This window comes from Phenylobacterium sp. (assembly GCF_030680185.1).
Lineage (GTDB): Bacteria > Pseudomonadota > Alphaproteobacteria > Caulobacterales > Caulobacteraceae > Phenylobacterium.
Genome location: NZ_JAUXVZ010000062.1, coordinates 47386 through 74206 on the forward strand (window position 1 = coordinate 47386; position 26821 = coordinate 74206).

Sequence of the window (26821 nt, forward strand, 5' to 3'; positions counted from 1 at the left end):
ACCGCTGCGACATGTCGGCGGACGTGGAAGGTCGTATGACGACATCGACGCGAAGACAGGTCTTCCGCCTGGGCCTTGGCGCTGTGAGCGCCGCCGCGCTCAGCGGCGCGGCCAGTCACGCCTGGGCGGCGCCCCAGGTGCTTTCACCCTGGGACGTGGCCCGCTATCGCGCTGCCTTCGCGGCCGTGGACCGCGGCGACTTCATCGAAGCCCAGATGCAAATGGCCGAGATCAAGGATCGTTCCCTGGCCGGCCACCTCGCCTTCCGTCAGCTCATGCATCCCACCGCCCACACCTCGACCTATGAGGAACTGAGCAGCTGGCTTGCGGCCCACGCCGACCTGCCGGGCGCCGAGCGGGTCTATGGCCTGGCCATCAAACGCCGTCCGGCAGGCGCCGCGGCCCCGCGCACGCCTGTGGTCACCGGCCTGGACTGGGGCCGCGTCGAGACCGCCGCCCAGCGCGTCGGCGGCCGACTCAATTCCGATAAGGGCCGGGCGGCGCGCTCAGCCTTCTATGGCGGCGACCTTACCCGAGGCTACGACCTCGCCGTCGCGTCTGGCGAACGCTGGATCGCCGGCATGTCGGCCTATCGCATGGGCCGCTTCGAGGAGGCCGAAGGCTTCTTCAGCGCCGTCGCCCGGGACGAGACCGAGGGTGACTGGCTGAAATCCGCCGGCGGCTTCTGGGCGTCCCGCGCCGCCTCCAAGGGCGAAGAGATCGATCGGGCCAACGCCCACCTGCGGGTGGCCGCCAACCATCCTGGCACCTTCTACGGCATGATCGCCGACCGCCGCCTGGCGCTGGTGGGGGAAGAGACCGCGCCCGTGCGCCTGTCGCGCCAGGGCGCTCAACTCTTCCGCGCCTCGAGCGCAGGCGCCGATAGCGTCGACATCCTGCGGTTCGCCAAGACCGATCCGCGCGCCCACCGCGCCGTGGCGCTCAGCCAGGTGGGCCTGACCCTGGAAGCGGGGCTGGAGCTTCGCGCCGGCCTGACCCTGGCCCGCACCGGGCCTGAGCGCAGCCGCTGGACCACGCTCGCCCTGGGCCTGAACGCCCCCCTCACCTCCCAGGCCGACCAGGCCGGCCGGCTGCGGACGGCCTTCGCCTATCCGACGCCTGTGCTGGAGCCCAAGTGGGGCTTCACCATCGACAAGTCGCTGGTCTACGCCATCGTCAATCAGGAGAGCCGGTTCAACCCTGCCGCGGTCTCCCCCGCCGGCGCCGTCGGCCTCATGCAGCTGATGCCGGAAGCAGCCGCTCGGGCGGCCGGCGACGACAAGCTGCGCCAGGATATGAGCCCGCTTTTCGATCCAGGCTTTAACCTGCGCGTCGGCCAGGACTACCTGACCTGGCTCATGGAGCGCGGGGTCGGCTACGACCTGCTCCAGGTGGTGGCGGCATATAATGGCGGCCCCGGCACGCTGCAGAAGACCGTGGCCATGGTCGGACCCCAGGCCGACAGCCTGCTGGTCATCGAGTGCCTGCCCTCGGTCGAGACCCGCAACTATGTGGAAAAGGTCGTGGCCGCCTACTGGTCCTATCGCGACCATTTCGGCCAGCCCTCCAGCACCCTGGACGCAGCGGCCCGTGGCGCCCGGATCATCGACGCCCGCCTCGACTTCGACGGCAAGATGAAGTTCTAGGGTTTTCCCTAGCCGAGGCGCACGGCGCCGCGGCCGAACTGCGCCCGCAGCACCCTCAGATCCCCCTGCGTCCCGCCGAAGTCTCGCGTGCGGATCAACAACCCTGCACTGTTGGCCTGTCGCCGGCCCGCAAACCATCCGCTCTTCAGGGGCGGCAGCAGCAGAGCCGGCCGGGTGGCGCGGGAGCTGTGATCGGCCACGACCTCGATCCATCGGCTGGGGAATCGCATCTCAGGCGTGACGATCAGCAGCCAGTTGCCCTTGGCGATGGCCGCGGCCGCAGCGATCGAGCCCCGCAGCAGGGTCGCGCCGGCGTCTTCGCAAAGCGCCGCGGTCGCCGCATCGGAATCGCCATCGGCCACGATGACTTCGCGCACCAGCCCTTCCACAGCCGCCGGCACCAGGGCGGCGAGCAGGCCGGCGAGGGCCTCGGCGGAATCATGGGCAGGCACGATGACAGTGATCATGGCGCCAAAGGCGGCGCTTCGGCGGCCGGGTCAATACTGTTCTTGTTATGTTCCATTCGGGCCGCTAGTTTGTGGCGCCATGGTCACCTTCACTCAGCAGATCCGCGGCCGCGGCGCGCGCACCAATGCCAGCGGGCGTTTCGAGAGCCAGCAGCGCGAAGCCTTCGATGACGGCTGGACCGCAGACGACGAAGCGCCAATGCCGCTTCGCACCCATGTCCTGCCGGACAAGGCCAGGACGATCATCGCCCGCAACACCAGCCCTGATGTGGGCTTCGACCGCTCGATCAATCCCTATCGGGGCTGCGAGCACGGCTGCATCTACTGCTACGCCCGGCCCGCCCACGCCTTTCTTGGCCTTTCGCCCGGGCTGGATTTCGAGAGCCGGCTGTTCTTCAAGCCGGACGCCGCCGCCCTGCTGGAAAAGGAGCTGTCGGCGCCGCGCTATGAGCCCCGGGTCATCCATATCGGCGGCGACACCGATCCCTATCAGCCCATCGAACGCCAGCAGCGGGTGACCCGCCAGGTGCTGGAGGTGCTGCAGCGGTTCAGCCACCCCTTCACCATCATCACCAAGTCCGCCCTGATCCTGCGGGACGCCGACATCCTGGGCGAGATGGCGTCACGGGGCCTGACGCGGGTCGCCATCTCGATCACCACCCTCGACCGCAAGCTGGCCCGCAGCATGGAGCCCCGCGCCGCCACGCCGGAGCGGCGGCTGGCTGCGGTGGAAGGCCTGGCGAGGGCCGGCGTGCCGGTGGTGGTGATGTTCGCTCCGGCCATCCCCAGCCTGAACGACCACGAGATGGAAGCGGTGCTGGAGCGCAGCGCCCAGGCTGGCGCTGTGGGCGCCGGCTATGTCGCCCTGCGCCTGCCCCTGGAGATCAAGGACCTGTTCGAGGAATGGCTGGCCACCGATCATCCCGACCGTGCGGCCCGGGTGATGTCGCTGGTGCGCCAGATGCGCGGCGGCAAGGCCTATGACGCCACCTTCGGCGCCCGGATGAAGGGCCAGGGTCCGGTGGCCCAGATGATGGGCCAGAGGTTCCGGGCGGCGCGCCGGCGTTATGGCCTCGACCAGACCCTGCCCGACCTCGACCTATCGGCCTTCAAGGTCCCGCCCCGCGTCGGCGATCAGGTGGATCTGTTCGGCTGACTAGCGGCTGAAGACGCCCACCAGCTCCACATGCGGCGACCACAGGAACTGATCCACGGGCAACACCTGCTCCAGGTGGAAGCCGGCGTCGATCAAGGCGCGGGCGTCACGCGCGAAGGTGGCGGGATTGCAGGAGACGCCGATGACGCGACTGACCTTGGAGCCCGCGATCTCGACCACCTGCTCGGCGGCGCCGGCGCGGGGCGGGTCGAAGACGGCCAAGTCGATCTTCTTCATCTCCTGGATCAGCAACGGGCGGCGGACCAGGTCGCGGGCTTCGGCTGTGACGCCCTTCAGGCCCGGCGCGGTGGCGACAGCGGCGTTGAGCGCGGCGATGGCCGGGGCCGAGCCATCGGCGGCATAAACAGGCGCGATCTGCGCCAGGGCGAAGGTGAAGGTGCCCACGCCGCAATAGAGGTCGGCGATCCACTCGGCGCCTGCGGCGGCCTTGGCCACGAAATCGACCATGGCCCGCTCGGCGGCCGGCACGGCCTGGAGGAAGGCGCCCGGCGGCAGGACCACGCGGACATCGCCCAGGCGCACGCTGGGGGCCGTCTGGTCCATATAGGCGATCTCGCCGTCCATCGAGACGCGGGCGAAACCGCCGGCCGCGGCCTGCTCGGCCAGGCGCATGCGGGCGTCGGCCGACAGGCCGCCGCTCTTGCGCTCGACGCCGGTGATGTCGATGTCGATCCCGTCATCGGTGGCGGTGACGTGCAGGGTCGGCGCCGATTTCGGATGCTCGAACAGCGGCGCCGCCAGACGGCGCATGGCCGGCAGGGCGGCGGTGATCTTGGGATCGGCGATGGGACAGACCTGAATGTCCACCAGGTCCCACGAATTGCGAATCTTGTAGCCCAGGCGGGCCTCACCCCGCGCGCCCTGGCGGGCGTGCAGCGCCACGCGGCGACGGCTGAACGGCGGCGAGGCGAAGATCGGCAGGACCTCGGTCTCGATATGCTGGCGGGCCAGGGTTCCGATCAGGCGATCGCGCTTCCAGGCGAGGTAGGATTCAGTGCGCCAGTGCTGCAGGGCGCAGCCGCCGCAGAGGCCGAAGTGCGGGCAAGGCGGCTCGACCCGCTCGGGGCTGGGCTCCAGGATCGCCAGGGTCTTGCGTCGCTCGCCGGTCCCGGCCACACGCACCCGTTCACCAGGCAAGGTGAAGGAGGCGAAGATCGGCCCAGGCGCCAAGCCGTCGCCCTCCCCACCCATCTCGGCGATCGTCACCTCGATCTCGGGGCCGGGTCCCGGCGGCGGACGGGGGGCGGAACGGCGGACGGGCTTGGAACTTCGCATCCCCAGGGCCATTTCACATTTTGACGCCCGACGCCACGGCTGGCTCGTCGCAGGCAAGATGAACGAACATGAACGACCCACTCAAGGGCCGTTCAGGAAAGCGCCGCCATATTGGAGATCGACAAGGGCGAGCTTCACCGCCGTCCACGATTTTCCGCTCAAGGGAGAGCTACGATGTCCACCCGTTCCACCATCGCCAAGGGCGCCGTCGCCGCGGTTGCGGGCGTCGCCACTCTCGCCGCCGCTGCGGCCGCCCCGACCATGGCCTCGGCCCAGTCGTACGGCTATTACGGCCAGACCCAGGGCAACACCTATTACGACCCCTGCCGTCGCGATCAGACCAACCGCAGCACGGCAGGCGCCCTCATCGGCGGAGCGCTGGGCGCGGTGATCGGCTCCAACGCCGCAGCCGGCGGCGTGCGCACCGAAGGCGCTCTGCTGGGCGGCGCGCTCGGCGCGGCGGCCGGCGCGGCGGTCGGCAATCGGGCCGCAGCCTGCGCGCCCGGCTATGACAACCGCACGACCCAGAACAGCTATTACAACGACGGCCGCTATTACGATCAGAACCGCTACGGCCAGGGCTATGGTCAGTCCTACGGCTACAGCCAGCCCCAGTATCAGGGCGGCTACTACCAGAGCGGGGCTGCGCCCGGCTATTACGGTTCGTCCTATGACAGCCAGCGCTACGGCTATTCGTCGAGCTCGTATGGCCAGGCCTATGACCGCTACGGCCGGACCTATTCGGTGGCCCAGCAGCCCGGCGCCGATGGTTGCAGCATCGCCGAGAGCCCGATCTACATGCCCGACGGCTCGACCCAGAAGCGCTTCGTGCGCGTCTGCCGCGACAATTCGGGCCGCTATCAGGTCGTCGACTAAGACCTGAGCGAACTTGAACAGAATGGGCCGTCCACCTTCGGGTGGGCGGCCTTTTTCGTAGATCACGCCACCTTGGTCGCCCAGACCAGGAACTCGATGTTCCCATCGCCCCCGGTGATCGGGCTTGGCGCAGAGCCGTTCACGGTCCAGCCGGCGGCGGCCAGGAAGGCTTCCGCCTCGGCCAGTGCGCGCGCCCGGGCCGCTTCGTCCTTCACCACGCCGCCCTTCCCCACAGCTCCAGGCCCCACCTCGAACTGAGGCTTGACCAGCGCCACCAGGTCGGCGCCCGGAACGGCCAGGGTGAGAGCCTTCGGCAGAGCCTTGGTCAGGCTGATGAAGCTCACATCGCAAACGAGGAGTTCGGGCGCGAAGCCGATGCGATCCTCGTCCAGATCGCGGGCGTCGGTAGCCTCCAGGCTCAACACCCGTGGGTCGCCGGCGATCTTTGGGTGCAGCTGGCCTCGCCCGACATCGACGGCGCAGACCCGTCCTGCGCCCCGGCTCAGGCAGACCTCGGTGAACCCGCCGGTGGAGGCGCCGATATCCAGGACCAGCCGGCCCTCAACTCTGATCGGCCAGGTGTCCAGAGCGTGGACGAGCTTCAGCGCCGCGCGCCCGACCCAGGGATGGGCGGGTTCGGCGGCGATCTCGATGTCTTCGTCCAGCAGGTCGGCGGGGCGCCGCACGGGCTCGCCGCCGACCATGACCCGGCCCGCCTCGATGGCGGCCCGGGCCTTGGCGCGGCTGTCGAACAGGCCGCGCTCGACCAGGAGAAGGTCGGCGCGCTTACGGCCCATCATTCAGGCGTCAGCCGGTTCCTCGAACAGCTTCTTCAGCTCGTTCTTCAGGATCTTGCCGTTGGCGTTGCGCGGCAGGGTCTCGTGCCAGAACTTCACCGCGATCGGCACCTTGAAGGCCGCCAGGTGCTCGGCCACGTGGGCCCGCAGTTCCTGCTCGGTCACCTCGGCGCCGGGCTTCAGGGTCACGACCGCAGCGGGCTCTTCGCCGAGCGTGCGGTGGGGCACACCGACGATGGCGGCGTCCATGATCGCCGGATGGTCATAGAGGACGTTCTCGACCTCGACGCAGTAGATGTTCTCGCCGCCTCGGATCAGCATGTCCTTGGCCCGGTCGATGATGAAGCAGAAGCCTTCCTCATCCAGCCGCGCCAGATCGCCGGTGCGCACCCAGCCGTCGACGAACGTCTGGGCGGTCGCCTCGGGCTTGTTCCAGTAGCCCTTCACCACCATCGGCCCCTTGGCCCACAGCTCGCCCACCGCGCCGATGGGCAGTTCGGTCACGCCATCGGCGGGATCGACGATCTTCAGCTCGGCCACCGCCGCGGCCGGTCCGCAGCTGTCGGGCCGGTGCACATAGTCCTCGGCGCCGTTGCTGGTCACCGTGGCGCAGGTCTCGGTCATGCCCCAGCCCTGGCCGGGCTGCGACTTGGGGAAGGTCTCGCTGAGCCGGCGGACCAGTTCCGGCGCCGAGGGGGCGCCGCCATAGGCCACGGACTCCAGGGACGAGAGGTCATAGTTGGCCCGGGCGGGATGCTCGATCAGCTGCCAGGCGATGGTCGGCACGCCGCCGGCCGACTGGATCTTCTCGCGCTCGATCAGCTCGAAGGCGCGGACGGCGTCCCACTTGTGCATCATCACCAGCTTGGCCCCGCCGAACAGGCTGGGGTTCAGCACCGCGAAACAGCCGGTGACGTGGAAGAAGGGCACCGAGATCAGCGACGAACGCTGCGGGCCGTCCGGGTCCGGCGCCGGCGGCATCTCGCCCCGGCGAAGGAAGCGCCGGGCGCCGGCGGCGCCGGCTGTCAGGATGTTGGAGTTCACACCACGATGGGTGCCCAGGGCGCCCTTGGGCTTACCCGTCGTGCCCGAGGTGTAGAAGATGGTCGCGTCGTCATCCTGGTCGATCTCGACGTCCGGCAACGGCAGGTCCGGCAGGTCGGCCCAGTTATTGGCCTCGCCGAGAACGTCCTCAAGCTTGGTCACTTCCGGATGGGCGATCTCGTCGCTTTCGCGGGAGACATAGACCCGGACCAGGTCCTTGCAGTTGGGCAGGTGTTCGGTCAGGCGCTCGTAGCGCTCGGCGTCCAGCACGACGACCTTGGCGCCGGAATCGGTCAGGCCATACTCCAGCTCCGGCCCGGTCCACCAAGCGTTGAGCGGGGTGACGATCGCGCCCAGCGAGGCGCCGGCATAGAAGGCCACCACCCATTCCGGCAGGTTGCGCATGACGATGGCGACCCGGTCGCCCTTGGTCACGCCCTGGCTGGCGAATTCCTTGGCCAGCGTCGCCACGGCGCGATGGAAGGCCTCGAAGGAGACGCGCTCGTCCTCATAGACCAGGAATATCCGCTCGCCATGGGCGCGGCCGGCCTCGACCACGGAGCGCAGGGACGGCGGCGAGTTCTTCCAGGCCTTCATGGTCACGCCGCGCACGGTGACCTCTTCGATCTCCAGCGGGGAGCCCGGCGCGCCCAGCAGGGCGTGGGCGTCGGCGATGGACATGGCTGGCCAGCCGGGAGGCAGAGCGGCCTCGGTCATGAGCGTTCTCCTAATGCTTGCGCAGGGCTCAAATCACCCCGCGTCGTCCTGGGTGAACAAGCATAACCTGAGGCTGGAGGCAAACATGTGTTCGTCACGGCTCAACCCAGGCTGCGGCCGCGGGCCGCAGGGGTCTGAAAGAGGTCCTTAATCACGTCAGACCACGTTGAAACCTATGTTTTCTGGAGCGCGCCCCATGGATCCCGCCATCGCCGCACGCTTAGCGGCGCTAAATCGGCTCGAAATTCTCGATTCCGCTCCAGAAGCCTCGTTCGACTCGCTGGTCGGCCTGACGGCCCAGATCTTCAATGCGCCCATCGCCGCCATCAGCCTCCTGGATGCCGATCGTCAGTGGTTCAAGGCTCGTGTGGGGCTGGATCTGCCGCAAACCGACATCCGCCAGTCCTTCTGCGTCCATGCCGTGGCCACGGGGGAAAGGGTGTTGGAGGCGCCCGACACCTGGCTGGATCCCCGGATGGCGGACAATCCGCTGGTCACCGGCGAGATGGGCCTGCGCTACTATGCCGGCGCCGTGATCCACGCGCCGACGGGCGAAGCGATCGGCGCCCTGTGCGTCCTGGACACCAGCCCGCGGCCGCCGATGAGCGAGGCCGAGCGGCGGCAGTTGCGCACCCTGGCCGACGCCGTGGAGGACGCCCTGCGCCTGCGGCTGGAACTTACCCTGCATCGGGAGACCGAGGCCCGCCTGATCCAAAGCGAGGCGAGCTATCGCATGCTGTCGGATCACTGCCACGACATCCTGGTGCGCGCCGACCGCAACGGCCGGATATCCTATGCCTCGCCCTCTACGCGCGCCCTTGGCTATGCGCCCGAGGAGGTGGTTGGCCGCTGCTTCACCGACTTTGTGCCGCCCAAGGATCGTGAGGCGGTCCTGATCGCCCTGGGCCGGCTGTTCGACAGCTCGCCGACCGATGAGGTGATGCAAGCGCCCTACCCCGTCCTCACCAGCGCCGGAGACACGGTGTGGCTGGAAGGCGCCTCCAGCCTGGTGCGCGACGGACAAGGTCGGGCCACCGAGGTGGTCAGCGTCTATCGCGACGTCACCGCGCAGCGCGCCCTTCAGAAGCGCCTGGAGGCCGCGGTCGAGGCCAAGGCGGCCTTCCTCGCCAATATGAGCCATGAGCTGCGGACGCCGCTCACCAGCATCCTGGGCTTTTCCGCCTTGCTGGCCAAGACGCCGGACTTGCCCCGGGCGGCAAGCGCCCATGTGGCGCGTATCTCCACCGCGGGCCAGGCCCTGCTGGCCTTGATCAACGATGTGCTCGACGTCTCCAAGCTGGAGGCGGGTCACATCGAGCTGGAGCTTGAGCCGACCCATATTCCTGCGCTGGCCGAAGAGGTGCGCGACATTCTTTCGGTGCAGGCCTCGGTCAAGGGCGTGACGCTGCAGATCACCGACGAGCTGCTCTGCGCCGACCGACAGGTGGACAGTCTGCGTCTGCGGCAGGTGGTGCTCAATCTGGCGGGCAACGCCGTAAAGTTCACCGATCGCGGCGCCGTCCGCATCCGCCTTGGCGAGGCCGGCGCAGACGGGGAGCGCCTGCGCATCGAGGTGATCGACAGCGGCCCGGGCATTCCCGAAGCCCATCGCAAGCGGCTGTTCCAGCGCTTCGCCCAGGGCGATTCCAGCGTGACGCGCAAGCATGGCGGCTCGGGTCTTGGCCTGGCCATTTCAAAAGAGCTTGTGGACCTGATGGGCGGCGAGATCGGCGCGGAGAACCGCGATCAACCCGGCGCCTGCTTCTGGGTCGAAATCCCCGCCCCGCAGGCCGCGCCGAAGGTCGCCCCCGCCGAGCAGCCGAGCGATGTCAAGGCGGCCCCAGGCCTCTCCGGCCGGGTGCTGATCGTCGACGATCATCCTGTCAATCGTGAGCTGGTGCGCCTGTTCATCGGCTCGCCCAGCGTCACGACGGTGGAGGCCGACAATGGCCAGATGGCCATTGATCTGGCCATGGCCGAGCCCTTCGACCTGATCCTGATGGACGTCAACATGCCGGTGATGGACGGCCTTGCGGCCACCAGCGCCATCCGCGCCAGTTGCCCGCTCAACGCCGAGACGCCCATCGTCGCCCTCACGGCCCAGACCGGGACCGAGATCGAGGAGAAGTGCTTCGCCGCCGGCATGGATGCGGTCTTGGCCAAGCCGATTGCACACCGCGACCTGCTGGCCCTGGCCGCCCAGGTCATGGGTCCGCAGCCCCAAGGCAAGGGACCAGAGACGGCCAAGGCGCAAACCGCCGCCTGATCTGACGGGCGCAGCGATCGCGCTGGTCAGCCGACCCCGGCCAGGCGCTGCAAGGCGGCCTCGAGCTTGGCCTTGGCGGCCTGCGCCTCGGCCATCCGCTCACGGTTTTCCTCGACCACCTCTTCGGGCGCGCGGGCCACGAAGTCGGGATTGCCCAGCTTCTTGGCGGTGTGCGCGACGTCCGAGGCCAGGGTGGCGATCTCCTTCGTCAGGCGCGCCCGCTCAGCAGCCAGGTCGATGAAGGCCGCCACCGGCAGGGCGAGCGTCGCGCCTTCCACGACAAAGGGAATCGCCCCGTCCGGCGCGCGCTCCACCGCCTGCACGCTGGCCACGCGCAGGGTCTGGCAGATGACCGGCGCGGAGCGGGCCAGGACATCCCGCTGCGCGGGGGTGGCCTCAATGACCAGCAGGTCGGGCCGGGCGCCGGGCGGCACGTTCAGTTCGGCGCGAACCGACCGCCCCTCACTCACAGCGGCGATGATCAGGCCGATCTCGGCTTCAGCGGCAGCGTCGATCAGGTCGTCGCCAAGCTCAGGCCAGGGCGCGGTCATCAGGAAGCCCTGGTGCTGGCGCGCAGCGCCCTCGCCGGCCGTCTGCGCCCAGAGCTCTTCGGTCAGGAAGGGCATGATCGGGTGCAGCAGGGTCAGGATGACGTCCAGGATCCAGGCCGCCGTGGCCTGGGTCTCGGCCTTGGCCGCGGCGTCCTCGCCGTTCAGCAGCGGCTTGGCGAGCTCGACGTACCAGTCGCAATAGACGTTCCAGATGAAGCGGTAGAGCAGGCCCGCGGCCTCGTCGAAGCCGCAGCCGTCCAGGGCCTTGGTCACGGCCTGGCTGGTGCGGGCGGCCTCGCCGACGATCCAGCGATTCAGCGGGACCTGCAGCGCGGCGGGGTCGAAGCCGTCGGCCCGGGCGCAGCCGTTCATCTGGCAGAATCGCGTGGCGTTCCACAGCTTGGTGCCGAAGTTCCGATAGCCTTCAATGCGTTGACGCGACAGCTTGATGTCGCGCGCCTGGCCCGACATGGCCGTCAGGGTGAAGCGCAGGGCGTCGGCGCCGAACTCGTCCACCAGCTCCAGAGGGTCCAGGACATTGCCCTTGGACTTGGACATCTTCTTGCCCTCGGCGTCGCGAACCAGGGCGTTGATGAAGACCCGCTTGAAGGGAACTTCGCCGGTGAAGTGGATCGCCTGCATCATCATCCGGGCGACCCAGAAGAAGATGATGTCGAAGCCGGTGATCAGGGTGTGGGTCGGATAGAAGCGCGCCAGGTCGCTGGTCTTCTCAGGCCAGCCCATGGTGGAGAACGGCCAAAGGCCTGAGGAGAACCAGGTGTCGAGGACGTCCTCGTCCTGAACCAGGGGTTCGTCGCGGCCATAGTGCTCGCGGGCGGCGGCCTTGGCCTCGTCCTCGGTCTCGGCGACGAAGGGCTTGCCGTCAGGGCCATACCAGGCCGGAATGCGATGGCCCCACCAGAGCTGGCGCGAGATGCACCAGGGCTGGATGTTCCGCATCCATTCGAAATAGGTCTTGTCCCAGTTGCGGGGCTCGAAGACCGTGCGCCCCTCCTCCACCGCCTTGATGGCGGGACCCGCCAGGGTCTTGGCGTCAACGTACCACTGGTCAGTCAGATAGGGCTCGACCACGGCGCCCGAGCGGTCCCCGTGCGGGACGACGTGGCGGGTCTTCTCGATCTCGCGCAGCAGGCCAAGGGCCTCGAACGCCTCGACCACCTTCTTGCGCGCGGCGAACCGGTCCAGCCCGCGGTAGTCTTCCGGCGCGTTCTCGTTGATCCGCGCGAAATCGTCGAAGACGTTGATGACGGGCAGGTTGTGGCGCTTGCCCACCTGGAAGTCGTTGAAGTCGTGGGCCGGCGTGATCTTGACCGCGCCCGAGCCCTTTTCGGGATCGGGATATTCGTCGGCGATGATCGGGATCGGCCGGTTCACGATGGGCAGGCGCACGGCCTTGCCGACCAGATGCTTATAGCGCTCGTCGTCGGGGTGGACGGCGACGGCGGTGTCGCCCAGCATGGTCTCCGGCCGGGTGGTGGCCACGACGATCTCGCCCGAGCCGTCCTCCAGCGGATAGGCGAAGTGCCAGTAGGCGCCGTCGACCTCGCGCTGCTCGACCTCGATGTCGGAGATGGCGGTCTGGAAATGGGGGTCCCAGTTCACCAGCCGCTTATCGCGATAGATCAGGCCTTCCTTGTGGAGCTGCACGAACACCTTGCGGACGGCGGCCGACAGGCCCTCATCCAGGGTGAAGCGTTCGCGGCTCCAGTCACACGAGGCGCCCAGGCGACGCAGCTGGTTGACGATGGTCCCGCCGGACTTGGCCTTCCATTCCCAGATCTTCTCGACGAAGGCGTCCCGACCCAGGTCGCGGCGGCTCATATTGCCGGCCTCGGCCAGCTGGCGCTCGACGATGTTCTGGGTGGCGATGCCGGCGTGGTCGGTGCCCGGCAGCCAGAGCGCGGCCTTGCCCCGCATCCGCTCGAACCGGATCAGCACGTCCTGAAGCGTGTTGTTCAGCGCATGGCCGATGTGCAGGGAGCCGGTGACGTTCGGCGGCGGGATGACGATGGAGAACGGCTCGGCGTTCGGATCGTCGGTGGGGGCGAACGCGCCCGACTGCTCCCAGGCCTCATAGAGGCGGGGCTCGGCGGTCTTGGGATCGAAGGTCTTTTCAAGCATGGCGGATCAGGGGGTCCATACAGGCCCGCGCGCTTGCGCGAAAGCCGGATGCTGCGCCGAAACGAACGAACCCGCCCTGGCGGGGCGGGTTCGGCGACTCACACACCCGAAGGCGCGAGAGACAGAAATTCTAGCGTACGCGCCCGCGGGCGATGCGCTCGACCTCTTCGCGGACCGAGGCCTCAACGATCTGCGGGAGATTGTCGTCCAGCCACTGCTTGAGCAGCGGACGCAGCATCTCGCGGACCACGTCCTCGAGGGTGCGATCGGTATGCGGCATGCCAATGGCCGCCGAAAGCTGTCCAAAGGCCGAGGCCGCGGCCGTCGCCGCCGTCTGGCTCAGCAGGCCCTCGTCGGAGGACGGTTCGGCGTAGGACGGCGCGGGTTGCGCCGCGGGCGGGGGCGCATAGGCCGCCGATTCCGGCTCGGCCGCGGCCGGCGCCGTCGTCGGGCTATAGACGTCAAGATCGCCGACCTGATCGACCCGCTCGGTCAGCTCCAGAGGCTCGTCGTCCTCCTCGGCCGCAGGAGCCTCATAGGCGGGCGCCGGTTCGGGCTCGGGCTCAGGCTCGGGCGTGTAGGCCGGCGCCTCGGCGGCGGCCTCCTCGGCGGGGGCCTCGCCCTCGTCGGCCTTCGCCTCATCTGCAGGCGCGTCGTCCTCCGAAATGATGCGGCGAATGGAGGCGAGAATTTCCTCCATCGTCGGTTCTTGGGAGGTCTGATCGGACATGTGGCCGCCGTTATGACTTCAGGTGAGAATCCGTGCGCCAGCCTAGGCGCGATAGATCGATCCTGCAATTTTCCCCTGCCCGCGCAAGGCGCTTATCGCCCTGCGCGAAGGCCGCACGCCAAAAGGCTAGTTGGCCGTGGCCATCGGGGTGTCGCGGGGCAGCTCCTCGGTGACTGGCACAAGGGCCGAATCGACCAGGCTGATGGGGACTTCCCAGGGAACCCAACCGGCGGCGAAGCGCAGGCCGCGGGAATTGGCCTGGGCGTCATAGCGATCCACGTCCGGGATCAGATTGGCCGCGTCCAGCCGGCCGACGGCCGACAGCACCGAGGCGGCCGCCACGTACTCGTCGCGGCGGGCCGAAATCTGCGCCAGCTCGGCGGACCGAAGCTCCTGCTCGGCGTTGAGCACGTCGATGGTGGTGCGCAGGCCGACCTGCTGTTCCTGACGCACGCCTTCGGCGGCGATCCGCGCGGCGCGAACCTGCTCGTCGGTAGAGCCGATATTGGCGCGGGCGGCCAGCAGCTGGCTCCACGCCTGGGTCACGTTCTGCAGGGCCGTGCGGCGGGCCTGTTCGACGCCGAGCTCGCTGGCGGTCTCGCGCTCGCGGGCGGCGCGGACGCGGGAATTGGTCAGGCCGCCGGTGAACAGAGGCACGGTCAGCGTCGCCCGGCCGGTGATGTTCCGGGAATAGTCCGAGGGCTCGAAAGGTTCGGCCAGCCCGCTCCAGCCCAGGCTGGCGTTCACGGCCAGGTTGGGCATGCGCTCGGCGCGGGCCGCCGACACGCGGGCCTCGGCGGCCTGGGCGTTGTACATCGCCTGGCGAACCTGCGGATTGTTGATCTCCGCAGCCGCGAACGCGACCTCGACGGAGGGGGGCAGGATAGGCGCCAGCGGGGGCTCCGGCTCCAGATCGCCGGGATTCTGGCCGACGATGGCGGCGTAGCCGGCGCGGCTGATGGCCAGCTGGGCCTCGGCAGACCGCATCTGCGCCTCGGCGGCGGCCAGGCGGGCCTGGGATTGGGCGACATCGGTGCGGGTGATCTCGCCGACCTCGAACCGGGCGTCGGATTCTTCGAGCTGGCGACGCAGGACCTGCACGTTGTCCTGGCGGATGCGCAGGGCCTCGATGTCACGGCGCACGTCCACATAGGCGACGATCACGCCACCCAGCACCTCGGCCTCGATGCGACGGAGGTTTTCCTGCCCGGCCAGCACGTCGGCCTGGGCGGCCGAGACAGCCGATGCGACGCGACCGCCGGTCCAGATGGGTTGGCTGAGGTTGATGCCGGCCGTGGCTCCGTTACGTTCGACGATCCCATCAACGGCCGGGGAGTCGGGGACGCCATCATTGTTGGTGTCCACCAGCCCCGCGGCGCCGGCAGGGGTGCGCGTTTCGCGATACTCGCCTGACGCCGAAGCGCTGAGGCTCGGCCGCCAGCCCGAACGGGCCTGAACCGTGTTTTCATCCAGGGCCCGCAGGGTCGCGCGCTGGGCCTGAAGCGTCGGATTGGTCTGGTAGGCGAGCGCGATGGCGTCAGCCAGGGATTCGGCGGCGACCGGAGATCCGAAGGCCAGACCAGCGCTGAAGACGGCGGCCAGCAGGCCTGCACGACGGCTGATGAACATGCGTAATCCCCGACGACGACGAGACAGATGACCCCTATATGACCGGCTGTTTCCAACTCGACCAGGGGTCCTAACCTTAAGCTTTTTTCACGCCCGGCTTTCTGGTGTGTTTCAGCACGCCCTAGAAGGCGAAACCTTGTTCAGGCTCAAACCCGGCCAGATAGCGGGGCGTGGCGTCGAATATCTCCCGGCGGGCAAGTCCGGTCTCGGTGCGGGCATAGATCGTCGCCTTGCCCACAGGACCTGCGCGCTCCACCACCGCCAGCCGGCCGCCGGGCGCCAGGGCCGCCGTCCAGCTTTCCGGCGCGCGCGCCACGGCGCCCTCGCAGATGATGACGTCGAACTCGCCGGCGGGCGGGGTCTTCAGGTCTTCGTCCTCCAGCCGGGTCACGCTCAGGCCAGCATGTTCCAGCACGGCGGCCCCATAGGGGGCGGCGATGGCCAGGGCCCGCTCGCCGGGCTGGATCTGTAGGGCGTGCAGCAGCTTGGCGACGTCCCGCGGCGCCAGCATCCAGCGGCCCGGGGCGTACTCCACCTCGGCGTCGGCATAGGCCAGATAGGCCTTGCCCGGCGGAACGAGGCTTTCGCGGGGGATGACGCGCATGGCGTCCTGCACCCGCAGGTCGGTCACATCATTGGTCCGGACCTGGCTGTCGACCATGTTCAGGCGGGCGGCGGAGAAGTCGACCATGTGACCTCGACGGTATTCGTGTGAAGCGCGCTTATAGGTCCGGCCTTGAGCCGAGCGCAATCGCCCGCTGCAAGAGAGATTGCCGCGGGCGGGCGGTTCTGTTAGCGATCCGCCTCCGCTCAAGACGGCGCATCCTTTCAAGGGGGCGTCGGCGCAGGATGGCCTGGTGGCGGAGTGGTTACGCAGCGGACTGCAAATCCGTGCACCCCGGTTCGATTCCGGGCCAGGCCTCCATTTCCATCCCCTTCTCCAGACCCGAATCGCCGCCCTGCGCCGATCAGAGGCGTTCAGCCGCGACCAGGGCGAACATCGGCCGCTCCCGTTCCTCCGCCAGCTCCGGCCGCTCCGCCATCTGGGCCGGCGAGGGTCCGAACTCGTCCAGATGGCCGATGGCGAAGCCCGCCTGGATCAGCAGGTTCAGGGTCGTGCCGAGCTTTCTGTGATGCTTCACCACCCCATCAGCGAGCCAGTTGGTCCGGCGTGGGCCCTCAGCCTGATAGCTGTCGACCGGCCAGGTCCTTTGACCGTCAACGCCAAGGCTCCAGCCGGGACTGCGGGGTGCCATATAGATGGGATGCTCAATCGAGAAGACGAACCGGCTTCCGGGCGCCAAGGCGTCATGGACGCTCGCGAAGAGCGGCCGAAGGTCTTCGACATAGTGTAAAGCCAGGGAACTGAAGGCGCAGTCGAAGGCCCCCTGTGGAAGATCGAGAGTCTCCAGATCGGCGACCCGATAGGTGATGCGGCCATCGTCGGTGAGCTCAGCCGCGCGCGCCAGCATCCGGGCCGACAGGTCCAGGCCGAGCACCTCGGCGGCGCCGGCCTCCGCAGCCCAACGGCAGAACCAGCCGAACCCGCACCCGAGATCGACTACCCGCGCGCCTTTAAGGCTGGGCAGCAAGGCCTGCAGGGCCGGCCACTCGGGCGCGCCCGCCAACCCATCGACCGAACGACGTAACTGGCTGTAGCCGGCGAAGAACTGTGGATCGTCGTAGATGTTCTGCGCCACGGACGCCTCCATTGTCTCCAGACGCGCGATGGGCCTATCTGCCTTAAGCGCAACCGCCTCCCCTTAGCATCATGGACCCGCCCCGATGAGCCCGGCCGACAACGACTTCGTCTATGACGAGACCACCGGCGAGTGGGTGAGCGCCAGCGAGGCGGCGGCCAACGCGGCGGCGGCCGGTCAGGTCGAGGTTCGCGATTCGGTGGGAAATCTGCTGGCGGACGGCGACAGCGTGACCCTGGTCAAGGACCTCAAGGTCAAGGGCGCCGGCCAGACCCTGAAGCGGGGCACGGTGATCAAGTCGATCCGGCTGACCGGGGACGACCAGGAGATCGACTGTCGCTACGAGGGGATCAAGGGGCTGGTGCTGCGGGCCGAGTTCGTCCGCAAGAGCTGAGGCTGGTCGCCCCTCCGCCGAGACGGAGGGGCCGGTTCGAAACCCTATTCGGTTTCGGCCCAGGTGGCGCCGGTGGCGCGGTTGTAGAAGATCGAGACACTGGAAATGGTGCAGAGGTCCAGCCGCGGCCAGACGGCCTCTTCGCCGTCGTCATAGACGACCTTGAGGTCGAAGCTGCAGGCGTTCTCCGCCGCGTCGAACTGGATATCCACCTCTTCGCCGTCGCCGAGCACGTCAGCGCCCATGACGTCTTCTTCCCATTCGTCAGAACGGCTGGGGGCCACATAGACCTGTTCGATGGTGTAGCCGGTGCCGTTGGACAGGGTGAAATCCTGCTCGCCCGCCATGACGGGGGTGGCGGCCAGGACGACGAGGGCCGTGAGGCCTGAGGCAAGCAACTTCATTGTGGATATTCTTCCTGAGTGAAGCTTGAGCGTTAGCACCCAAGTCCCTCAGGCGACAGCGGAATTCATGATCGCCGATCAGGGTTATCCACAGGGCCTGGAGCGCGTTCCGATAAGTGGGAACCGGTTATCTGGACGAAACGCGCTCAAGACCTAGAGATTAGAGCCTGACGGCGATCACCTCGACCTCGGCGCCGTTGACCAGCGCCACGTCGCCGACGCTCCGGCCCATCAAGGCCCGCGCAATCGGTGAGACATAGGAGATGCTCCCCTGCCCCGGCTGGGCCTCGTCCTCGCCGACGATGCGGAAGGTCTGGCGGCGGCCGTCCTCCCGCTCAAGCTCCACCACGCGGCCGAACTGGACCTTGTCGGCTTCGGGCTCGGGCTCGGTCAGCTGGGCGCTGGCGCGGCGGGCCGACCAGTAGCGCAGGTCGCGCGTCGCGCGGGCCATGGCCGTGCGATCGGCGCTGACCCCGCCCTGCTGCTGGGCCGCGCCATAGGCGGCGCGCGCCGCGGCGAGTTCGGTCTCGATGGCGGCCAGGCCGCTGGCGGTGACCAGGTTGGGACGGGGGGAGATCGGACGGTCCGGCAGGTCGGCGGCCTGGGACTCGTAATCTTCCTCGCGGGTGAAGGCGACGCTCATCGCGGGAATCTAGGGACTATCGAGGCCTTATGCAAAGTCAGCCCAGGCGACGGGCCCGCCAGCCGCGCACGGCCCACATCATCAGGCCGAACAGGATGATCGCCAGCACGACCCCGCCCCAGGCCGCTGCGCTGCCGGTCCGAAGAGCCTCGATCATGGCCGCGCCGCCGAACACCATCAGCGCCATCTTCGGCAGGCTGCCGACGCCCGCTCCCGCGATGAAGGGCCAGAAGCCGATGGGCGTGGCGCCGGCGGCGATATTGATCACCACAGAGGGCACGGTCGGCGCCAGGCGGATTCCGGCGCTGACCCAGAAGCCGTGACGGGCGAGGCCGGCCATGAAATCCGCCAGCGAAGGCGACTGATACTGGGCCACCAGTTGCGCGCCAAACCGCCGGCCGACGAAGAAGCCCATGGCGCAGGCGATCATCTTGCCAGTCCAGCTGTAGGCGAAGCCGGCCCAGGGCCCGAAGACCAGCACCAGGGCGCTGATCAGGACGAACTGGGGCACGCCGATGGTGGCGAGGGCGGCGAAGATGGCCACGCCGAACAGGGGCGCCAGCGGGCCGTCGTTCATCTTGTCGACGGTGCGGGCCAGCGCCTCGGCGTCGCCCAGGGGCAGCAACGGCGCGGCGAAGCCCAGCAGGGTGACCAGCGACAGAACCGCGATCGCCGCCACCACAGTGCGGCGGCGAGGGCGCGGGTCAGGGGGCAAGATCGCCCTCCCCGGCCACGAACAGGGTCAGATCGAGGTCTTCGCCGTCGGAATAGTTCTGGCCCGCCACCTTGCCGGCCGGTTGGGGCGAAAGGCCAAGCGCCTGGGCGCGGGCGAGGAAGGCCGGCGTCTCCGGGGCGCCGATGACGGCGACGGCGCACCCGGCGCCTGTGGCGAGCGCCTCGGCCGCCGCTTCCGGTGTGGAAGTCAGGCGCGTGTGCTCAGGACCGTTCAGGAACACCATGCTGGGCTCGTGATAGGGCGTGCTGACGATCACGGGCTGGGGACAGGCCGGCGCGGCGGCGCGGGCCTGGGTCACGATCTGCGGGCTCAGCCACAGGCTGTCCAGGCGCGGCAAGGCATAGCCATAGGTGTTGCTGGTCACCAGGATCGCGGCGACCACGCCGGCCAGCGCCGCCTGGTCTGGCCGCCCAGCCAGGACGCGCCAGACGACCACGCCGACCGCGACGACGGCGCCGGCCGCCAGCACCACGGCCAGCACGTCGATCCGCGCCGCATAGGTCCAGATCCCGAATGGCGCCAGGGCGCTCAGCGCCAGGCTGACCGCCAGCCAGAGCAGCAGAAAGAGGCCAAACAGCACCTTTTGCACCCGCCCGGCGGCGGGGCGTTGCGCCGTGATCGCCGCCGCCGTCAGGGTGGCGATGGCGGGAAACACCGGCAGGACATAGTGGGGCAGTTTGGTGGAGATGAACTCGAAGACCAGCCAGGCCGGGATGATCCAACAGATCAGGAACCGGATCTCCGGCCGCGCCCGCTCGCGCCAAGCGAAGGGGATGGCGAGCGCCGCCAGCAGGGCGCCCGGCCAAAAGGTCAGGGCGAACCCCATCAGGTGGTAGCCGATTGGCCCGCCGTGCGACTGCTGGCTGGTCCCGACCTTGTGCAGCAGGTTGTCGCCGATCGCCACGCGGAAGAAATCCCCGTCGGTGGCCAGGCCGATCATCACATACCAGGGGGCGGCGACCAGCAGGGCGAGCGGCAACCCCCACAGGGGCTGCAGCGGCTTAAGCCGCGCCAGGCTTCGATCCCAGATGGCCAAGGCGAGCGCGCCCAGGCCGACGACGATCAGGATGATCGGCCCCTTGAGCATCATGCCGACGCCCAGGGCGATCCAGAAGACGAGCACCGGCCAGCGCGTCCGGGCGGCGCCCGCATAGACCCGCATGAAGGCGAACTGGGCGATGGTGACGGCGGCCAGCAGGGAGGCGTCGGTCTTGGCGATCCGCGCCTCGAAGCCCAGGGACATGCAGGCCGCCAGCATCAGCCCCGCCAGCAATCCCGCCCAGCGGCCAAACCACAGGCTGGCCATGAAGCCGGTGACCAGGGCTGCGGTCAGGGCCGCCAACAGCGACGGCAGCCTGAACGCCCAGATCTGCCGCGCCTCGGGCTCGGTGAAGGCGCCGGCGCTCAGGGCCTGGAGCCAGTAGACGCCGGCCGGCTGCAGATAGCGCGGCTGGTCCTGGAACCGGATATCCACATAGTCGCCGCTCGCCAGCATCTGCGTGGTCGCCACCGCATAGCGAGACTCGTCCCGATCCACTGGCGGCAGGCCGGTCAGCCCCGGGACCAGCAGAATGAGGGCCGCTATCAGCAGCAGCAGGCCCTCGCGAAGGCCCATGCGGTCAGCGGCGGCCGCCGTCATGGATGACGCTCGGAGACGACCGGCGCCTGGATGCGGCTCTTCAGCCAGATCACGCCCAGCATATCGCCGACGCCCACCAGGGCGCGGCCGAGATTGGTGTACTTGGACTGGCCATGCAGCCGCGCGTGATGGGTCACCGGGTGATTGATCAGCGGATGGCCGTAGGACTGGAACAGGGCCGGCAGGAAGCGATGCATCCCCTCGAAGCATGGCAGACGCAGGAAGTCCTCGCGGCCGAACAGCTTCACCCCGCAGCCGGTGTCGGGACAGTGGTCATTCAGCACGGCGGCGCGGAAGCCGTTAGCCAGGCGGGTGGCGACCAGGCGCGGCCAGGGATCGTCCCGGCGGACGCGGACGCCGGCCACCAGGGGTCGTGTTCCTTGCGCCGCCTGGGCCAGGGCCAGCATGTCGCCGAGGTCGCCCGGAGTATTCTGACCGTCGCCGTCCAGGGTGCCGATCCAGGGGGCTCGGGCCGCCGCCACGCCGGTGCGCACGGCCTGGGACTTGCCGCAGCGCCGGTCGTGCGCGACCAGTCGGATCTCCGGATGGCGGGCGGCCAACCCCAGGATAACCTGGGCGGTGGCGTCGGTTGAGCCGTCGTCGACAAAGACGATCTCCAGCGGCCCCACCCCGGCCAACTGGCTGAGGCAATCGGCGGTCACCGCCTCGATGTTCTCGGCCTCATTGAGGACGGCGATCACCAGGGACAGGACAGGCGTATTGGCCGCGATGGCCGGGCCGCCAGTATCGGGCTCGCTCTGGTGGTCCACGCCACCTCCTCATAGGCTGGAGCCGCGGCTTGGAAGCGCGCCGTCGGCCATCGGCTCGTCATAGCCCCCGCCCGGCGGACTGGAAACCGATTCCGCCCCAGGCTTCTGCAGGCGAGGCTCAGTCGATCCAGGCGCGGTAGATGGTGCAGCTCTCGGTCGCCTCGCGCAGGGGATTATCGAAGGGTACGACCACGGTGTCGGCCCGCGCAAAGACGCGCTGCAGGCGGGCCAGGAAGACCTCGTCCGGGGCGGCGTCCGACCAGAGGCCGAAGACCCCGCCGGGATGCAGGCAGGCGGCAAGCTTGCCCAGACCGCCCTCGGCATAGAGGTCGCCGTGGCTGGCGTTCAGCCAGGCCTCTGTGGAGTGGTCGATATCCACGGCGATCACGTGGAAGCGGCCGGGCGGCGGAAGCTCACCGCTGCGGGCCATGGCGAAGAAGTCGCCCTCGATCAGGGCGCAGCGCGGATCGCTGGACAGCCGCGGGCCAAGGTCAACCAGCCCTGCCCTGTGCCAGGCGATGACGTCTGGCAGCACATCAACCACCGCCAGGCTCCGCACCCGGTCGTGATCCAGCGCCGCCGCCGCCGTATAGCCCAGGCCAAGCCCGCCCACGAGGACGTCGAGGTCGCCGGCCGGCGCCGCCTCGATCGACAGGTGGGCCAGGGCCTGCTCGCCGGCGGTGAACAGGCTCGACATCAGGAAGTCTTCGCCGAGCTTCACCTCGAGGACGTCGCAGTCCAGGGCCAGCATCCGTCGCCGCCGCAGGCTGAGCGCGCCCATCGGCGTCACATGGTAGGCCAGTTCGGCGAAGGACATGCGCGGGGCTCTTCGATCTTAGGGAGCAGGTGAGTCGCCGACGGCGCCTAGCGTGAGCGGCCATCCTACGCCGGCCGACGACCGATTGGGCGGGAAACCTGCCCAGGCGATGGGCGCGGGACGCCGCAATCTTGCTCAGCTTCGGTCGTATCGGGCTGGAGCCGCCGAGGCCCCTCGCCATCACAGATGTTAGAATGTAGCATCTCCAGGCAATCGGAGGCTGACATTATGCGTACTGTCGTTCTGCTGGGATTTTGCATGGCGCTGGGCGCCGGGGCCGCTCAGGCCTGCGACATGCATGGCGACCTCTACAGCCCGATGACGGCCTATTTCAGCTATCGCGACATGACCCCGGAACAGCGCCGCGACGCCGACAATCGCGCCCACGAAGCGATGCGCGAGCGGGACATGGCCAACGCCCGCGCCGCCCTGCTCTCGCGGTTCGCCATCAAGGTTGAGCGCAGCCCCGACGCACCGCAGCTGGCCAGCGCCGACACCAATCAAAGCCGGGCCTCCTCCGCCCGCTAGCAGCCCGCCTGCCGCCTTCATTCCTTGTATCCTGGGCATAACGCGCCGATCTGATGACGACGCCTTCCGAACGGCTTATCGAAGTCCAGGGCCTGCGCCATGAGATCGGCGGCCGCTGCGTCATGGACGTGGCGTCCTTCTCCGCCGGGCGTGGCGAACACACGCTGCTGATCGGTCCGTCCGGCAGCGGCAAGACCACGCTGATCAATGTCATCACCGGCCTGATCACGCCCACCGCCGGAGAGGTGCGGATCGACGGCCAGTCCATGTCGTCCCTACCGCCGGCCAAGCGCGACCAGTTGCGCCGGCGCACCATCGGGGTGGTCTTCCAGACCCTCCGGCTGATCTCCGCCCTTACGGTTCGCCAGAACCTCTCCCTGGCTCAAACCCTGGCCCTAGGACAAGCCGAGCCGAAGGTCATCGACGAGCTCATCGGGCAGGTCGGCCTGGGCCATCGGGCCGACGCCATGCCCCGGGAACTGAGCCAGGGCGAAGGCCAACGGGCCGCCATCGCCCGCGCCCTCTGCGCCCGGCCGGCCATCGTGGTGGCCGACGAACCCACCTCGGCCCTGGACGACGCCAACGCCCTGGCCATGGCGGACCTCCTGCTATCCACCGCCGAGGCGACCGGCGCGACGCTGCTCATCGCCACCCACGACAACCGCCTGCGCGACCGCTTCCCGCGGACCCTGGCCCTGACCCCGCCGCAGGTGGCGGCATGACGCTGGCCGGACTGTCGCTCGCCTATCTGAAGGACCGGGCGCTCAACACCGCCCTCAACATCCTGTTGCTGACGCTCAGCGTGGCGACCCTGGTGATCCTGGTCCTGTTCTCAAGCCAGCTCAGCGAGCGGTTCGCCCGCGACGCGCAAGGCATCGACCTGGTGGTCGGCGCCAAGGGCTCGCCCCTGCAACTGATCCTCTCCAGCATTTACCAGGTCGATGTGCCCACCGGGAACATCCCGCTGGAGACCGTGGACATGCTCCGCAGCGATCCCACGGTGGCCGAGGTCATTCCCCTGGCTCTGGGCGACAGTTTCCGAAGCTACCGGATCGTCGGGACCGAGAGCGCCTATGTGACTCACTTTGGCGGCGAGATGGCACAGGGCCGCATGTTCGATGCCCCCTATGAGGCCGTGATCGGCGCCCAGGTGGCCCGCGGCACGGGCGCAGGGCTCGGCCAGAAGTTCGAAGGCTCCCATGGCCTGGCCGGCGATGGTCACGCCCACGAGGAGACGCCGTTCGAAGTGGTTGGCATCCTGGCGCCGACCGGGACCGTGCTCGATCGGCTCATCGTTACGCACGTGGCCAGCATCTGGGCCGCGCACGGCTTTGGAACCGGGCCGCACGAAGACCACGAAGAGGCCGCGCACGACGACCACGCAGGGCACGATCATGAGCAGGACGGCCACGGCCACGCCGATGAAGCCGCCCACGACGATGAGCCGGCGCACCATGCTGCGGGGGCCGAGCTCGAAGTCACCGCCCTGTTGGTGAAGTATCGGTCTTCCCTGGCCGCCGTCCGCCTGCCGAGCTTCATCAACCGCCAGACCCAGCTCCAGGCCGCCGCCCCCGCGGTGGAGATGACCCGTCTTCTGTCGCTCCTGGGGATCGGGATCGATGCCGTGCGCGCCTTCGCCGTCCTGCTGATGATCACCAGCGGGCTTTCGATTTTCGTCGCCCTCTATTCGGCGCTGCGCCAGCGTGAAGGCGACATGGCCATGCTGCGGGTTATGGGCGCCCGCCCGCCGGCGATCTTCGGCCACATCGTGCTGGAGGGCGTCCTGCTGGCGGCGGCCGGCGCGATCCTCGGCGTGATCGTCGGGCATGGCGTGGTGGCCTTCGCCGCCGCCACCTTCCCGCAGCTCCAGGACATGGGCCTCAGCGCCCTGCGCTTCGAGCCGGCTGAAGCCGTCATCGTCGTCGCGGCCATCGCCATGGGTGGGCTCGCCGCCCTGGTTCCCGCCTTGAAAGTCTTCCGGGTGGATATCGCCCAGACCCTCGCCGACACCCGTTAGGAGCCCGAGTTATGCTCATACGCCTGCTGCTCGCCGCCGTGATCGCCTTTCAGACGGTCCCGCTCACCGTGGCCGCCCAGACGCGCCCGGCTGCGCCAACCGAGAGTGTGTGGAAGCCGGCCGACACGCCCCCCGGCGGCGTGGCCTGGGCCCTGCTGGAATCCACCAAGGAGATCACCCGCACCGACGAACGGGGCTATGTGGTTTCCAAGCCCTCCTTCCCGGCCGGCGTCCTGGCGCTGAAGGGCAAGAAGGTGAAGGTCTCCGGCTACATGATGCCGCTGCAGAATGGGCCGAACCAGACCCACTTCGTCCTGCTGGCCTATCCGCCGGACTGCCCCTTCCACCTCAATCCCAGCCCTATGCAGTTCATCGAGGTCAAGACCGAGAAGGGCGTGACCTTCGACTACGGGGTCAAGACCATCGAAGGCGTGCTCGAGCTTGGCGGCCAGGACGAGGGCGGGGTCTTCTACAAGATCAACCGCGGCCGCGCGCTTTAGGGCGAGATTTGACACGCCGACCTGGGGTCAGGTTCAAGGCTGATCGTCCTGACCCTGTGAGGCCGCCATGTCCGACTGGCCCGACCGCCGCCTGATCGATCTGTTCGGGATTCGCCATCCCATTCTCCAGGCCCCCATGGCCGGCGCCTCCGGCGTGGCCCTGGCGGTGGCGGTCAGCCGGGCCGGCGGCCTCGGCGCCCTGCCCTGCGCCCTGCTGTCGCCGGACGAGGTCCTCGCCCAGGTTGAGGCCTTCCGCCAGGAGGCTGATGGCCCGCTGAACCTCAACTTCTTCTGCCACACGCCGCCTGATCCCGATCCGGAAGCCGAGGCCGCCTGGATCGCCGCGCTCGCGCCCTACTATGCCGAGCTCGGCCTGGATCCTGAGGCGCCGCGGCCGGCCTCGTCCCGCGCCCCCTTCGACGAGGCCTTCTGCGCGCTGGTCGAGACCGTGCGGCCGGCGGTGGTCAGTTTCCATTTTGGTTTGCCGGCCCCCGACCTGCTCGCCCGGGTGCGGGCGAGCGGCGCGCGGATCATCAGTTCGGCGACCACCGTCGAAGAGGCCGTCTGGCTCGCCGAGCGGGGATGTGACGCGGTGATCGCCATGGGCTTCGAGGCCGGCGGCCATCGGGCGAGCTTCCTCACCCGTGACATGAACGCCCAGCCCGGGACCTTCGCCCTGGTTCCGCAGATCGTCGATGCGGTGGATGTTCCGGTGATCGCCGCGGGCGGCGTCGCCGATGGCCGTGGGATGGCCGCAGCCCTGGCGCTCGGCGCAGCAGGCGTTCAGGTGGGCACGGCCTATCTGAGAAGCCCGGAATCGCTGATCCCCGACTTCCATCGGCAGGCCCTGGCGAGCGCGCGGGACGACGGCACGGCGGTGACGAACCTCTTCACGGGCCGGCCGGCGCGAGGGCTCTATAATCGGCTGATGGCCGAGATCGGGCCGATGTCGACGGCCGCGCCGCCCTTCCCCACCGCCGCCGGCGCGCTGGCGCCGCTACGCGCCGCTCGGCCAGGCGCCGACTTCAGTAATCAGTGGGCGGGACAGGCGGCGGCCCTGGCGCAACCCATCGGCGCGGAAGACATAACCCTGGCCCTGGCGCAGGACGCCCTGGATCAGCTGGCCAGGCTCAGCGGAAGGCCGCGCCCGGCTTGAAGCCCAGCTTCTTGAACGCCAGGGCGGCGGGGCAGAACCCGGTGAAAGCGGCCTGGATCATGTTGGCGCCGGCAAACGCGCTGAGCAGCATCCACCAGGGACTGACCAGATAGGCCAGGGCCACGCCGGCCAGGACGACCAGTCCGGCGAAGACGAAGACGGCGCGATCGAGGGTCATCGGGGTGGTCCTTTGCAAAGTC

Annotated in this window: 26 protein-coding genes and 1 tRNA gene; 11 read left to right on the forward strand and 16 right to left on the reverse strand. The window is 68.8% G+C overall.

The features are described 5' to 3' along the window. The first annotated feature begins 35 nt into the window (after nt 1-35). Nucleotides 36-1646, forward strand: a complete 1611-nt coding sequence (locus Q8L83_RS17125) for a lytic transglycosylase domain-containing protein (protein ID WP_305289127.1) — start codon at nt 36-38, stop codon at nt 1644-1646. Nucleotides 1647-1654: 8 nt separating this feature from the next. On the opposite strand, the gene Q8L83_RS17130 is transcribed toward Q8L83_RS17125, so the two are convergent. After that, entirely contained in the window at nt 1655-2113 is a 459-nt protein-coding gene (locus Q8L83_RS17130) for a hypothetical protein (protein ID WP_305289129.1), read from the reverse strand. 79 nt (nt 2114-2192) lie between these two features. On the opposite strand from Q8L83_RS17130, the gene Q8L83_RS17135 reads away from it, so the two are divergent. Next, nucleotides 2193-3269 carry a PA0069 family radical SAM protein gene (locus tag Q8L83_RS17135; RefSeq protein ID WP_305289131.1) on the forward strand — a complete coding sequence of 359 codons (1077 nt, stop codon included), beginning with the start codon at nt 2193-2195 and terminating at the stop codon, nt 3267-3269. On the opposite strand, the gene Q8L83_RS17140 is transcribed toward Q8L83_RS17135, so the two are convergent. Then, nucleotides 3270-4481: a class I SAM-dependent RNA methyltransferase gene (locus tag Q8L83_RS17140; RefSeq protein WP_305289247.1), complete on the reverse strand. Its 1212-nt coding sequence runs from the start codon at nt 4479-4481 to the stop codon at nt 3270-3272. Between the two features lie 258 nt (nt 4482-4739). Between Q8L83_RS17140 and Q8L83_RS17145 the strand changes: the two genes are divergently transcribed. After that, nucleotides 4740-5441 (forward strand): hypothetical protein, encoded by a 702-nt coding sequence (locus Q8L83_RS17145; protein WP_305289133.1) that lies wholly within the window; start codon nt 4740-4742, stop codon nt 5439-5441. A 62-nt stretch (nt 5442-5503) separates the two neighbouring features. Here Q8L83_RS17145 and Q8L83_RS17150 read toward each other — a convergent pair whose 3' ends face one another. Then, the gene (locus Q8L83_RS17150) at nt 5504-6238 is read right to left on the reverse strand and encodes a TlyA family RNA methyltransferase (RefSeq protein ID WP_305289248.1); all 735 of its coding nucleotides are present in this window, start codon (nt 6236-6238) and stop codon (nt 5504-5506) included. Between the two features lie 3 nt (nt 6239-6241). Further along, nucleotides 6242-7999, reverse strand: a complete 1758-nt coding sequence (locus Q8L83_RS17155) for a class I adenylate-forming enzyme family protein (protein WP_305289135.1) — start codon at nt 7997-7999, stop codon at nt 6242-6244. Nucleotides 8000-8195: 196 nt separating this feature from the next. On the opposite strand from Q8L83_RS17155, the gene Q8L83_RS17160 reads away from it, so the two are divergent. Next, nucleotides 8196-10265, forward strand: coding sequence for an ATP-binding protein (locus Q8L83_RS17160; protein ID WP_305289136.1), 2070 nt, complete (start codon nt 8196-8198; stop codon nt 10263-10265). Between the two features lie 26 nt (nt 10266-10291). On the opposite strand, the gene Q8L83_RS17165 is transcribed toward Q8L83_RS17160, so the two are convergent. From Q8L83_RS17165 to Q8L83_RS17180, 4 genes are all read right to left on the reverse strand, one after another. After that, nucleotides 10292-12958 carry a valine--tRNA ligase gene (locus tag Q8L83_RS17165; protein ID WP_305289137.1) on the reverse strand — a complete coding sequence of 889 codons (2667 nt, stop codon included), beginning with the start codon at nt 12956-12958 and terminating at the stop codon, nt 10292-10294. 130 nt (nt 12959-13088) lie between these two features. Further along, entirely contained in the window at nt 13089-13688 is a 600-nt protein-coding gene (locus tag Q8L83_RS17170) for a PopZ family protein (protein ID WP_305289138.1), read from the reverse strand. Nucleotides 13689-13814: 126 nt separating this feature from the next. Beyond that, nucleotides 13815-15317 carry a TolC family outer membrane protein gene (locus Q8L83_RS17175; protein WP_305289139.1) on the reverse strand — a complete coding sequence of 501 codons (1503 nt, stop codon included), beginning with the start codon at nt 15315-15317 and terminating at the stop codon, nt 13815-13817. Between the two features lie 121 nt (nt 15318-15438). Continuing rightward, nucleotides 15439-16008 (reverse strand): protein-L-isoaspartate O-methyltransferase, encoded by a 570-nt coding sequence (locus Q8L83_RS17180; protein WP_305289140.1) that lies wholly within the window; start codon nt 16006-16008, stop codon nt 15439-15441. A 160-nt stretch (nt 16009-16168) separates the two neighbouring features. Here Q8L83_RS17180 and Q8L83_RS17185 point away from each other — a divergent pair. Next, nucleotides 16169-16242: transfer RNA gene (locus Q8L83_RS17185), tRNA-Cys, on the forward strand. Nucleotides 16243-16285: 43 nt separating this feature from the next. Here the strand turns inward: Q8L83_RS17185 and Q8L83_RS17190 are convergent. Beyond that, nucleotides 16286-17017 (reverse strand): bifunctional 2-polyprenyl-6-hydroxyphenol methylase/3-demethylubiquinol 3-O-methyltransferase UbiG, encoded by a 732-nt coding sequence (locus Q8L83_RS17190; protein WP_305289142.1) that lies wholly within the window; start codon nt 17015-17017, stop codon nt 16286-16288. 136 nt (nt 17018-17153) lie between these two features. Here Q8L83_RS17190 and Q8L83_RS17195 point away from each other — a divergent pair, with 136 nt between their 5' ends. After that, nucleotides 17154-17411, forward strand: coding sequence for an alkylphosphonate utilization protein (locus Q8L83_RS17195; protein ID WP_305289249.1), 258 nt, complete (start codon nt 17154-17156; stop codon nt 17409-17411). Nucleotides 17412-17455: 44 nt separating this feature from the next. Here Q8L83_RS17195 and Q8L83_RS17200 read toward each other — a convergent pair whose 3' ends face one another. The 6 genes from Q8L83_RS17200 to Q8L83_RS17225 form a co-directional block, all read right to left on the reverse strand. Next, nucleotides 17456-17815, reverse strand: coding sequence for an argininosuccinate lyase (locus Q8L83_RS17200; protein ID WP_305289143.1), 360 nt, complete (start codon nt 17813-17815; stop codon nt 17456-17458). 160 nt (nt 17816-17975) lie between these two features. Then, nucleotides 17976-18458: a transcription elongation factor GreA gene (gene greA / locus Q8L83_RS17205; protein ID WP_305289144.1), complete on the reverse strand. Its 483-nt coding sequence runs from the start codon at nt 18456-18458 to the stop codon at nt 17976-17978. A 37-nt stretch (nt 18459-18495) separates the two neighbouring features. After that, entirely contained in the window at nt 18496-19173 is a 678-nt protein-coding gene (locus Q8L83_RS17210; RefSeq protein ID WP_305289145.1) for a TVP38/TMEM64 family protein, read from the reverse strand. After that, on the reverse strand, nt 19163-20833 hold the full coding sequence (locus Q8L83_RS17215; protein WP_305289146.1) for a glycosyltransferase family 39 protein: 1671 nt from the start codon (nt 20831-20833) through the stop codon (nt 19163-19165). The genes Q8L83_RS17210 and Q8L83_RS17215 overlap by 11 nt, the downstream gene beginning before the upstream one ends. After that, nucleotides 20830-21603, reverse strand: coding sequence for a glycosyltransferase family 2 protein (locus tag Q8L83_RS17220; RefSeq protein ID WP_305289148.1), 774 nt, complete (start codon nt 21601-21603; stop codon nt 20830-20832). Before Q8L83_RS17220 ends, Q8L83_RS17215 begins: the two co-directional genes overlap by 4 nt. Nucleotides 21604-21721: 118 nt before the next feature. Beyond that, nucleotides 21722-22420 (reverse strand): hypothetical protein, encoded by a 699-nt coding sequence (locus tag Q8L83_RS17225; protein ID WP_305289150.1) that lies wholly within the window; start codon nt 22418-22420, stop codon nt 21722-21724. Between the two features lie 228 nt (nt 22421-22648). Here Q8L83_RS17225 and Q8L83_RS17230 point away from each other — a divergent pair, with 228 nt between their 5' ends. From Q8L83_RS17230 to Q8L83_RS17250, 5 genes are all read left to right on the forward strand, one after another. Further along, entirely contained in the window at nt 22649-22948 is a 300-nt protein-coding gene (locus Q8L83_RS17230) for a hypothetical protein (RefSeq protein ID WP_305289152.1), read from the forward strand. Between the two features lie 53 nt (nt 22949-23001). Next, entirely contained in the window at nt 23002-23670 is a 669-nt protein-coding gene (locus tag Q8L83_RS17235; RefSeq protein ID WP_305289154.1) for an ABC transporter ATP-binding protein, read from the forward strand. After that, a complete protein-coding gene (locus Q8L83_RS17240) occupies nt 23667-24965 on the forward strand; it encodes an FtsX-like permease family protein (protein ID WP_305289156.1) in 1299 nt (432 codons plus the stop codon). The genes Q8L83_RS17235 and Q8L83_RS17240 overlap by 4 nt, the downstream gene beginning before the upstream one ends. A gap of 11 nt (nt 24966-24976) precedes the next feature. Then, the gene (locus Q8L83_RS17245; protein ID WP_305289158.1) at nt 24977-25465 is read left to right on the forward strand and encodes a DUF3299 domain-containing protein; all 489 of its coding nucleotides are present in this window, start codon (nt 24977-24979) and stop codon (nt 25463-25465) included. A gap of 67 nt (nt 25466-25532) precedes the next feature. Beyond that, nucleotides 25533-26621, forward strand: coding sequence for a nitronate monooxygenase family protein (locus Q8L83_RS17250; protein ID WP_305289159.1), 1089 nt, complete (start codon nt 25533-25535; stop codon nt 26619-26621). On the opposite strand, the gene Q8L83_RS17255 is transcribed toward Q8L83_RS17250, so the two are convergent. Then, nucleotides 26596-26799, reverse strand: a complete 204-nt coding sequence (locus Q8L83_RS17255; RefSeq protein WP_305289161.1) for a DUF2892 domain-containing protein — start codon at nt 26797-26799, stop codon at nt 26596-26598. The genes Q8L83_RS17250 and Q8L83_RS17255 overlap by 26 nt on opposite strands. Nucleotides 26800-26821: the final 22 nt, after the last annotated feature.